Annotated in this window: 10 protein-coding genes and 1 pseudogene; 8 read left to right on the top strand and 3 right to left on the bottom strand. The window is 73.2% G+C overall.

The features are described from left to right. Positions 1–82: pseudogene (locus ACWDX6_RS28900) on the bottom strand (TIGR03085 family metal-binding protein); the annotation flags it as partial. A 164-nt stretch (positions 83–246) separates the two neighbouring features. Here ACWDX6_RS28900 and ACWDX6_RS28895 point away from each other — a divergent pair. From ACWDX6_RS28895 to ACWDX6_RS28865, 7 genes are all read left to right on the top strand, one after another. Next, positions 247–861, top strand: a complete 615-nt coding sequence (locus ACWDX6_RS28895) for a flavodoxin family protein (RefSeq protein WP_451487824.1) — start codon at positions 247–249, stop codon at positions 859–861. Positions 862–916: 55 nt separating this feature from the next. Beyond that, positions 917–1225 (top strand): hypothetical protein, encoded by a 309-nt coding sequence (locus tag ACWDX6_RS28890; RefSeq protein ID WP_451487823.1) that lies wholly within the window; start codon positions 917–919, stop codon positions 1223–1225. 226 nt (positions 1226–1451) lie between these two features. Continuing rightward, the gene (locus ACWDX6_RS28885) at positions 1452–1607 is read left to right on the top strand and encodes a DUF6131 family protein (protein WP_451487822.1); all 156 of its coding nucleotides are present in this window, start codon (positions 1452–1454) and stop codon (positions 1605–1607) included. A 173-nt stretch (positions 1608–1780) separates the two neighbouring features. Then, positions 1781–3517 carry a phospholipase D family protein gene (locus ACWDX6_RS28880; RefSeq protein WP_451487821.1) on the top strand — a complete coding sequence of 579 codons (1737 nt, stop codon included), beginning with the start codon at positions 1781–1783 and terminating at the stop codon, positions 3515–3517. Positions 3518–3605: 88 nt separating this feature from the next. Next, a complete protein-coding gene (locus tag ACWDX6_RS28875; RefSeq protein WP_451487826.1) occupies positions 3606–4940 on the top strand; it encodes a radical SAM protein in 1335 nt (444 codons plus the stop codon). Positions 4941–5102: 162 nt separating this feature from the next. Continuing rightward, on the top strand, positions 5103–5867 hold the full coding sequence (locus tag ACWDX6_RS28870) for a hypothetical protein (protein WP_451487820.1): 765 nt from the start codon (positions 5103–5105) through the stop codon (positions 5865–5867). Beyond that, the gene (locus tag ACWDX6_RS28865; protein WP_451487819.1) at positions 5860–6591 is read left to right on the top strand and encodes a hypothetical protein; all 732 of its coding nucleotides are present in this window, start codon (positions 5860–5862) and stop codon (positions 6589–6591) included. Before ACWDX6_RS28870 ends, ACWDX6_RS28865 begins: the two co-directional genes overlap by 8 nt. A gap of 46 nt (positions 6592–6637) precedes the next feature. On the opposite strand, the gene ACWDX6_RS28860 is transcribed toward ACWDX6_RS28865, so the two are convergent. Together ACWDX6_RS28860 and ACWDX6_RS28855 are read right to left on the bottom strand one after the other, a co-directional pair. Continuing rightward, positions 6638–7564 carry a ketopantoate reductase family protein gene (locus ACWDX6_RS28860; protein WP_451487818.1) on the bottom strand — a complete coding sequence of 309 codons (927 nt, stop codon included), beginning with the start codon at positions 7562–7564 and terminating at the stop codon, positions 6638–6640. After that, the gene (locus tag ACWDX6_RS28855; RefSeq protein WP_451487817.1) at positions 7561–8124 is read right to left on the bottom strand and encodes a winged helix-turn-helix transcriptional regulator; all 564 of its coding nucleotides are present in this window, start codon (positions 8122–8124) and stop codon (positions 7561–7563) included. The genes ACWDX6_RS28860 and ACWDX6_RS28855 overlap by 4 nt, the downstream gene beginning before the upstream one ends. An 80-nt stretch (positions 8125–8204) precedes the next feature. On the opposite strand from ACWDX6_RS28855, the gene ACWDX6_RS28850 reads away from it, so the two are divergent. Further along, positions 8205–9578 carry an ROK family protein gene (locus ACWDX6_RS28850; RefSeq protein ID WP_451487816.1) on the top strand — a complete coding sequence of 458 codons (1374 nt, stop codon included), beginning with the start codon at positions 8205–8207 and terminating at the stop codon, positions 9576–9578. The last annotated feature ends 114 nt before the right edge of the window (positions 9579–9692 follow it).

The following is a 9692-nucleotide window of genomic DNA, read 5'->3' as shown; positions in this document are numbered from 1 at the left end:
TCGCGGCGTCCTGGCGGCCGAAGAGGAACATCGTCAGCTCGCCCGGCTCCCCGGAGACCGTCACCACCGGGGTGCCGCGGTGCCGTCACGACGGGGCGGACCGCAGCCATGCCGGGGAGCGGCGCCCGGCGCCGCCGATGCGGCGCCGCCGCCAGTGCGGGCCCGCCCGCCCCTACGCCGGCTCAGATGCCGCAATCCGGAGCCCCGGATGACATAGCGGACGTGTCGCGGGGTAGCGGGGCACTCATGGACACCACACCACTGCGCGCCGTCGCCCTCGTCTGCAGCCTTTCGCGGTCGCCCACCCCCTCCAGCTCGCAGCTGCTGGCGGAGCAGACCATGGCCGCCCTCAGCGACCACGGCGTCACGGGCAAGACCATCCGCATCGCCGACCGCAACGTCCTGCCGGGCGTGCGGACGGACATGGGTGAGGGGGACGATTGGCCCGAGATCCGGGACACCGTCCTGGGCGCGGACATTCTGGTCCTGTCCACCCCGATCTGGCTCGGCCATCCGTCGAGCATCGCCCAGCGCGTCCTGGAACGCCTGGACGCCGAACTCTCCGAGACGGACGACGAGGGCCGCCTGCTCACATACGGGAAGGTCGCGGCCGTCTGCGTCGTCGGGAACGAGGACGGCGCGCACAAGGTCAGCGCCGACCTCTTCCAGGGGCTCAACGACGTCGGCTTCACCCTCGCCCCCGGCGCCGTCACGTACTGGGTCGGAGAGGCCATGCAGGGCACCGACTACCTGGACCTCGACGAGCCCCCCAAGGCCACCGCCCAGACCACCGCCACGCTCGCCGCCAACGCGGCACACCTGGCCCGGCGCCTGAAGCCGGCCCCCTACCCCCCGTCCTGAACGGCGGCGCAGGCCCCTCCCCGCAGGCGCCCCGGACAATCGAAGGAGCACGACCATGACCGAGAACAGGCGAGACGAGCACCGCCCGCGGACGACCCCCTCCGACGCGGTGGGGGAGAGCGGTGACCAGGAGGCGCGGCGCGCCGCGGACGAGGCGGTCGTCGACGACGAGGCCGGCACGCGAGGCGCGGAGAGCGCACCAGGGACGGAAAGCGCCCAGGGCGCGGAGGACCCGCGCGGCGAGCAGGGGCACGAGGCCAAGCTGGAGCGCCCCGGTCTCGGGCGCGAGGAGCAGTCGCGTCCGTATCCGTCCGGCGCCTCCGGGGCCGACGACGGCGCTCCGTCGCGGAGCGACGACGACTGAGGCCGGCCGGACGGCATGCCATGACCGGGGCGCGCCCGCGAAAAAGCGGCTCCGAAAAGGAGCCGATACGCGCCGGTCCGTTCAGCCCGACGACCGCCGGTCCGTCCTCCGCGCAGATTTCTCCGTCGAACGTGAATGAGATGGCGCCGGTGATGGTATTCGCTTCATGCCTTTTCACTCCGTTCTTCTCGGCGGAGTCATCCAATGGGGGCGCAGGGAGGTCGTCGTGATCATTCTCGGAGTGATCCTGCTGATCATCGGTTTCGTCACCGGAATCTCGATTCTCTGGACCATCGGGCTGATCCTCGCCGTGATCGGTCTGGTGCTGTGGATCGCCGGTGCGGTGGGGCACGCCGTGGGCGGCCGATCCCACTACTGGTGACCGGATCCAGGGCCCGCGAGCAGGGCATGAGCCAGACGAGAGGCCCTGGCCGCCGCAGGGCGGCCCGGCCGGCAGCGTGACCGGACCGGAACGCCGTACGCGCGGGGAGACCCGCGCGTACGGCGTTCCCGGGGGCGCCCGGCCGTGAGCGACGAAGCGGGAGGACCGATGCCGTGACGCGAGCCGACTGGCTCCTGGCGGACGGGGAACGCGGGAACACCGCGACGCGCCTCGACAGGCGACGCCCGGACGGCGCGTGCTGGGCCGAAGACAACGAAGCCCGGCCCGTGGTCCACGGCGCCGCCTATTTCTCGGAGCTCCTGGCGGGCATCCGCGCGATGCGCGCGGGCGATCTGCTGCTCTTCACGGACTGGCGCGGCGACCCCGACGAGCGGCTCGACGGGGACGGCAGCGAGATCGGCGCCGTCCTGCGCCGGGCGGCCGAGCGCGGTGTCATCGTCAAAGGGCTCCTGTGGCGCTCCCACCTGGACAGATTCCGGTTCAGCGAGGAGGAGAACCGCCACCTCGGCGACGAGATCGAGGAGGGCGGCGGCGAATGCCTGCTCGACATGCGGGTACGGCCCGGCGGCTCGCACCACCAGAAGATGGTGGTCCTGCGCCACCCCGACCGGCCGGAACGGGACATCGCGTACATCGGCGGAATCGACCTCTGCCACGGCCGCAACGACGACGCCGACCACCGCGGCGACCCGCAGACGCTCCCCTTCGCCGCGGCCTACGGGCCCCGCCCGCCGTGGCACGACGTCCAGCTCGCCCTGCGCGGTCCGGTCGTCGGCGACATCGAGGCCGTCTTCCGGGAGCGGTGGGAGGACCCTGCCCCGCTCAGCCGCAGCCCCGTCACCCGCCTGCGCGAGCTGGCGCACCGGGAGGACACCCGGGCCGACCGACTGCCGCCGCAGACGCCCGACCCGGAACCCTGCGGCACCCACACCGTGCAGGTCCTGCGGACCTATCCCAACCGGCTCCTGGGCGGCTACCCCTTCGCCCCCGACGGCGAGCGCAGCATCGCCCGGGCCTACCTCAAGGCGCTGCGACGGGCCCGGAGCCTGATCTATCTGGAGGACCAGTACCTGTGGTCCCCCCGGGTGGTCGCCTCCTTCGCGCAGGCGCTGCGCAGGCACCCGGGTCTGCGGCTGATCGGCGTCATCCCCTCCGTCCCGGAGCAGGACGGCCGGCTCACCCTCGCCATGAACCTCATCGGGCGCATCACCGCCCTCGACGCGCTGCGCCGCGCCGGCGGGGACCGGGTCGCGGTGTACGGCCTGGAGAACCACGCCGGAACCCCCGTCTACGTCCACGCCAAGGTGTGCGTGATCGACGACGTATGGGCCTCCATCGGCTCCGACAACGTCAACCTCCGCTCCTGGACCCATGACTCCGAGCTCAGCTGCGCCGTGCTCGACCGGACCACGGACCCGCGGGCGCCGACCGATCCGGGCGGACTGGGCGACGGCGCCCGCGCCTTCGCCCGTGAGCTGCGCCTCACGCTCATGCGCGAGCACCTGGACGCCGCAGAGCCGGGGGCGGCCGCGACGCGGAACGCGGGCACGACCCGGGCGACATCCGCAGCCCACGAACCGGCCGCCGCCGCGGCGCCGGACGCGCCGCGTGAGCCCGGCGCCGCGGGAGCCCACCGACCGGCCGCGAGCGTGGTGCCGGACGAGCTGTGCGACCCCGGTGCCGCCTTCGACGCCTTCCGGGAGGCCGCAGCCAGGCTGGACGCCTGGCACGAGGGCGGCCGCGTCGGCCCACGGCCACCCGGACGGCTGCGCCGGTACGTCCCGCCCGAGCTGCCCAGGACACAGCGGCTGCTCGCGACTCCGCTGCACCACCTCCTGGTCGACCCCGACGGCCGCCCGCTGCGCCTGCGGCGCCGCAACGTCTTCTGAGGGCGGCGCGACGGCCGCCGTCCGGGCTCTTCGCGGCCGGAGATACGCTGCCAGGGAATCCTCAACGGAGTCAGGGATGGAGCAGCACATGGAGAGCCTCAGCCGTACCGCGCTGGTCGAGGGCCTGATGGGGCGCTTTCCGCACGTGCCACGAGAGGCCGTGATCAAGGAGGACCTGCTGCGCGGCGGCATGGCCTTCGACGAGTCCGCGCTCAGCGGCACCGCCGACGGCGCCTCCGGTGACGTCAAGCCGAAGTCGTACTTCATCTTCTCCTTCGACCACCGCACGCTCCCTGAGCTCGGAGCCGCGGCGCTCAACCGGCCGCCCGAGGAGATCGTCCTCACCGGCGGCCCCTACGACCTGCGCCGTACCGTCGTCTCCGTACGGGTCAACCCGGACTCCCCCTACGTGGTCCGGGCCGGGGAGGACGGCGCGCTCGGGCTCTATCTGGACGGGGTGCGGATCGCGGACGTCGGGCTGCCGCCGATGCCGGAGTACTACCGGCACACGCTGTCGAACGGCAAGTCGGTGATGGAGGTCGCGCCGACCATCCAGTGGGGCTATCTCGTCTATCTGACGGTCTTCCGGGTGTGCCAGTACTTCGGCGCCAAGGAGGAGTGCCAGTTCTGCGACATCAACCACAACTGGCGCCAGCACAAGGCGGCGGGCCGGCCGTACACCGGGGTCAAGCCGGTCGAGGAGGTGCTCGAGGCGCTGGAGATCATCGACCGGTACGACACCGCCGGAACGTCGCGGGCCTACACCCTGACAGGCGGCTCGATCACCTCGCAGGTCGGCGGCCGCGACGAGGCCGACTTCTACGGGCACTACGCGAAGGCGATCGAGGAGCGGTTCCCCGGCCGCTGGATCGGTAAGGTCGTCGCGCAGGCGCTGCCCCGCGACGCCGTCCAGCGCTTCCACGACTACGGCATCCGGATCTACCACCCCAACTTCGAGGTGTGGGACCGCCGGCTGTTCCAGCTGCACTGCCCGGGCAAGGAACGCTACGTCGGCCGCGACGAGTGGCACCGCAGGATCCTGGACTCGACCGAGGTGTTCGGTCCGCGCAATGTGATCCCCAACTTCGTGGCGGGCATCGAGATGGCCGAGCCCTTCGGATTCACGAAGGTGAGCGAGGCCATCGACTCCACCGCCGAGGGGCTGCGGTTCTTCATGTCGAACGGAGTCGTCCCGCGGTTCACCACCTGGTGCCCCGAACCGACGACCCCGCTGGGCAAGGCCAACCCCCAGGGCGCGCCGCTGGAGTACCACATCCGTCTCCTGGAGACCTACCGGGCGACGCTGGAGGAGTTCGGCCTCAGCTCACCGCCCGGATACGGCCCGGCGGGCCCCGGCCGCGCGGTGTTCTCGGTCAGCTCCTTCATGGACAGCCTGGAGGGGCTCGAACACCCCGAGTCCTGAACGGTGGCGTGCGGCACGACCGCGGTCGTGGCGTGCGGTCCCGTGGGAAAGGGGATTGCTCCGCGCGCGAGCGCGGGTGATCATGTGGGGCCGCATGCGCTCGGAGTCTCATGCGGGGGGAGCCGCCGACCGGCGGCATGAGAGATCAGAGAGCCACCGCACATGCGTACGTCCGTCAGAACAGCCGCCGTCACCGCCTCCGCCATGTCCCTCGCCCTCCTCGTCACCGCCTGCGGTGGCGAGACGAAGGCGGACGAGCGGGGCAAGGGCAAGGAGACCTCGCCCGGCGCCTCCGCCACGCCGTCGGCGCCGGCGGCGAAGGTCCTCACCAAGGGCGAGCTGGAGGAGGCGATCGTCGGCCAGGCCGACCTCAAGGGGTACAAGGTCGAGGCGGGCGAGGGCGCCAAGATCGGCTCGAGCGGCCTGACCGTCGACAAGGAGGCGTGCAAGCCCCTCGCCGACGCCGTGAGCGCCATCCCCCACCACCTCGCCTTCGCCACGGCCGAGACCGTGGCGGTCGAGGTGCCGAAGAAGGACGCCGCCGCCAAGCCGGAGGATGCCCTGATGAAGGGACTCGGAGCACCCGCCACCACTCTGGCGCTCTCCTCGTACGAGGGGGACAGCGCTCAGGAGGCGCTGGCGGCGGTGAAGGCGTCCGGGACGGCGTGCGCCGGCGGCTTCACCGTCACGGTGATCGACGAGAAGACGAAGGTGCGCTCGGTCGCGCCCGCGTCGGTGTCCATCGGTGACGAGTCGCAGGCATGGACGGTCACCATGGACGTGGACGGCGCCCCGCACGTCACCAACGTCGTCCTCTTCCGCAAGGGCGGCATCGTGGCGCTCGCCGCCACCAACAGCCTCGCGCCCGGCGGCACCGCTGCCCTGCCGAAGGTCGTCCTCGCAGCCCAGGAGGCCAAGCTTGGCTGAGCACGCCCCGCCCCTGGGAGCCCGCGCCCAACGCCTGCGCTCCGCCGTCCTCGCCGGGACCGCCCTCACCCTGCTCCTCACCGCCTGCGGCGGCGCGGCGGAGGGCGGGGACGGGGCCGTGGCGGCCGGCGCGGCGCCCTCTCCCGCCACCACCCCGGCGGCGGCGGAGACGCTGGGAACGAAGGAGCACTTCGCGGCACTTCTGACGCGGGAGGACCTCCCGGATCACCGTGTCCGGGGCGACGTGGACGTCCAGATGTTCCCGGCCTCGGCCGCCCGCACCGACGCGCCGGCGTGCAAGCCGATCGCGGACGCCATGTCCCGGGTGCCCGACGGCGCGACGGGAGCCCTGATCCGGCCGATCGGACCCGTGGCGAAGACCCTCACGACGGACGTCACCATCGGGACGTACACGGGGACGCGCGCCCAGGAGTGGTTCGCCTCCCTGCGGGCGGCCGTGGGGCCGTGCGCGGGGGGCTTCACGGCGACCGACTCCACGGGGACGACGACGATCCGGAAGGCCGAGCCGCAACCCGTGTCGGCGGGCGACGAGGCGCTCGCCTGGGGGCTCACCGTCGAGCGGGACGGGGCGCCGGTGGTCGTCCGGCTCGCGGCGGTCCGCAAGAAGAACAACGTGGCGCTGTTCTTCACCTACGACCCCGCGGGCGGTGTCGACCGGCAGCCGATGGCCGTCATCGACGCGCAGATGGCCAAGCTGCCCTGATGTGCCACCATGACCCGCGAGCCCGGCGTGATCCACACGAGAGGCCCTAGGAGGCGGGGGACACGCGGCGCTGGTGGACGCGGAGGTGGAGGGTGGCCAGGTCCAGCAGCGGGGTCGCCACCGACAGGGCGCGGGCCCTGGCCACCAGGTCGCCGAAGAGGTGCTCGACCTCGGTGGGGCGCCCGGCCGTCAGGTCGCGGTAGAGGGAGGGGACCAGTGGGGAACCGGTCGCCGTCACCACGTCGAGGGTCGCGGTCAGCTCCCTCTCCGGTACGGGATGTCCCGCCGCCGCCGACACCGCCGCGGCCTCCGCCAGGACCGCCGGGCCGAGTTCCGGTCCACCCGGCACGGCGTTGACCTCGCCGACCGTCCCGCGCGTCAGGCTGGTGACGGCGCCGAGCGTGGTGATGAAGACCCACTTGTGCCACATCGACGCCATCACGTCCCCGGCAGCCAGGACGTCGATGCCCGCCTCGTCGAGGACGGCTCGTATCTTCTCCACGCGGGGCGAGAGCGAGCCGTCCTGTTCACCGATCGTCAGATGGGCCAGGGGCGCGAGCCGGACGATGTCGCCCTCGTCGTTCAGGGTGGTGACCACCTTGGCGACGCCGCCGAGGACCGGAGCGGTGCCGAAGCGGGCGTTCAGGGCGTCGATGTGCGCGAGACCGTTCAGCAGCGGCACGATCGCCGTGTCCGGGCCGACGGCCGGGACGATGTCCTCGATCGCCTGCTCCAGGGCGGTGGACTTCACGGAGAGCAGCACGAGATCGTAGGGCGCGGTCAGGGCGTCGGCGGTGACGAGCCGGGGCTCCAGCCGCCACTCCTCGTCCCGCCCGGTGATCCGCAGCCCGCGCTCGCGCAGGACGGTGGCGCGGTGCGGCCGGACCAGGAACGTGACGTCCCGTCCGGCACGGGCCAGCACGGCCCCGAAGTAGCCTCCGGTGGCTCCTGCGCCGACGACCAGGATCTTCATGCGTGCGAACCTCTCTTGGAGCGTGGAGTGAGCGGGGCAAGCGGCAGCGGCTGGAGCAGCCGGTGGGGCCGGGCGAGGGCGCGCGTCACCGGATCGTCGTCCTCCGCCGCCGGGGCGAGCCCGGGACCCGGTGTGACCAGCAGGTCCCCGACCGCGACCGGTACACCGCAGCCGGTACAGCGCCCGTCGGCGGCGACCGGGGCGTCGTCGTCCGCGTGGCGGAAGATCCGGCGCGGGCCGGCGTCCGCCGCGTAGAAGGCGTCGCCCCACTCGGTGAGCGCGCGGACGGCGGGCCAGAGCGCGACGCCCTTGGGAGTGAGCGTGTAGACCTCCCGGCGCCCCGTGCCCGGGAGGCGCCGCAGCACCTCCGCGTCGGTGAGGGTGGTCAGCCGGTCGGCCAGCACCGCCCGGGGGAGACGCAGATGGGCGGCGAACTCCCCGAAACGGCGCACCCCGTGGAAGGCGTCCCGCACGATCAGCAGCGTCCACCGCTCGCCGATGATCTCCATCGAGCGGGCGAGGGCGCACGTCTGGCCGCTGTAGTCGCGTGGCAGGGGCATGCGGGGGACACTAGCGGAAAGAGTTCGGTGGTTGAACTCTTTCGAGGAGGCCGGAGCGAGGAGGCTAGGCTCGGCGCACGATGAAGAAGACTCCGGCGACCGGGAGCGCGCGCCCGGTGGAACCCAAGGCCGACAAGGCGAGCGTGCGCCGGCACAACCTCAGCCTCGTCCTGCGTACGGTGCACGAGGCGGGCGAGACGACCCGCGCGGCGGTCGCGGCGCGCGTGGGGCTGACCAGGGCCGCCGTCTCCTCGCTGGTCGAACAGCTCCTGGAGCATGGCTTCCTGGTCGAGTCGGGCAAGACCTTCAGCGGGCAGGCGGGACGGCCCGGGACGGTGCTCAAGGCGGCGGACACCGGTCCGGCGGGCCTCGGTGTCGAGATCAACGTCGACTATGTGTCGGTGTGCGTCGTCGACCTGGCCGGCGCCGACCGGATCCGGATCACCCACCCCGTCGACAACCGTGCCAACCGCGCCGACCGCGCCGACCGCGCCGACCGTGCCCACAGCGCGGCCGGCCCCGTCGAGGTCCTGGAGCGGGCCGCGCGGATCGCCGCGCGTGCCCTGGAGGCCGCGGCGGAACGGCGGTTGCATCCGGCGGGTGTACGGCTCGCCCTGCCCGGTCTCGTCTCCGCCGGCACCGTCCAGCAGGCGCCGAACCTCGGCTGGAACCGTGTGGAGGCCGACCGGATCTTCGCCGGGGCGCTCGCCGCGCTGCGTCCCGGACAGCCGCAGCTGCCGGTCGCCTCGGACAACGAGGCGAACGCGGCGGCGCTGGCGGAGCTGTGGTTCGGCGCCCTGGGCGCGGTGCGCAGTTTCGTGCATCTCACGGGCGAGATCGGGGTCGGCGGCGCGATCGTGGTCAACGGTGAACTGCTGCGCGGCGCGCACGGGTTCGCCGGAGAGATCGGCCATCTGCCCGTCGACGCCGACGGCCCCCTGTGCCGCTGCGGCTCCCACGGCTGTCTGGAGCAGTACGCGGGCCAGTCCGCCCTGCTCAGGGCGGCCGGCATTGCGGACCCGCCGACGACGGGCGCCCCCGCGTCCGGCACCTCGGCCGCTGCCGAGGCCCCCGCGTCCGGCACCTCGGCCGCTGCCGAGGCCCCCGCGTCCGGTGCGACCGCCGTCGACGAGCTGGTTCGACGCGTCGATGCCGGGGAGCCCCGTGCCGTGGCCGCCGTCGAGGGCGCCGGGCGGATGCTCGGACTCGCCCTGACCGGCGCGGTGAACCTGCTCGACCCGGAGGCGGTCGTCCTCGGCGGCATCTACCCCCGCCTGATGGCCCGGCTGGCGCCCGCCGTCGACGCCGAGCTGGGGCGCCGTGTCGTCTCCGGTCTGTGGACCCCTTCCGCGGGCCGCCTCCGCACCGCTTCCACCTCCGCCGACGCGGCGCGCGGCGCCGCCGCGGTCGTCATCCGGGAAGTCCTCGCCGACCCGCTGGCGTACACCGGCTGACGCCCGGCAGCCGGCCCCGCCGAGCACCTGCCGCCCGTCGGTCTCAAGGAGAACCACCAGGCGGAGGCGCTCGTCGCACAGCACGGCAGCCCGCCGAGAAGACGGCCTCTGGGG

Source organism: Streptomyces sp. NPDC003027, assembly GCF_053591435.1.
This window is presented reverse-complemented; position numbering and strand designations above follow the sequence as displayed.

What these genes read in the sequence shown, in the direction of transcription:
- ACWDX6_RS28870 (WP_451487820.1), top strand. Translation starts at nt 5,103, where the DNA reads ATGCGTACGTCCGTCAGAACAGCCGCCGTCACCGCCTCCGCCATGTCC.
- ACWDX6_RS28850 (WP_451487816.1), top strand. Translation starts at nt 8,205, where the DNA reads ATGAAGAAGACTCCGGCGACCGGGAGCGCGCGCCCGGTGGAACCCAAG.
- ACWDX6_RS28895 (WP_451487824.1), top strand. Translation starts at nt 247, where the DNA reads ATGGACACCACACCACTGCGCGCCGTCGCCCTCGTCTGCAGCCTTTCG.
- ACWDX6_RS28860 (WP_451487818.1), bottom strand. Translation starts at nt 7,564, where the DNA reads ATGAAGATCCTGGTCGTCGGCGCAGGAGCCACCGGAGGCTACTTCGGG.
- ACWDX6_RS28890 (WP_451487823.1), top strand. Translation starts at nt 917, where the DNA reads ATGACCGAGAACAGGCGAGACGAGCACCGCCCGCGGACGACCCCCTCC.
- ACWDX6_RS28875 (WP_451487826.1), top strand. Translation starts at nt 3,606, where the DNA reads ATGGAGAGCCTCAGCCGTACCGCGCTGGTCGAGGGCCTGATGGGGCGC.
- ACWDX6_RS28855 (WP_451487817.1), bottom strand. Translation starts at nt 8,124, where the DNA reads ATGCCCCTGCCACGCGACTACAGCGGCCAGACGTGCGCCCTCGCCCGC.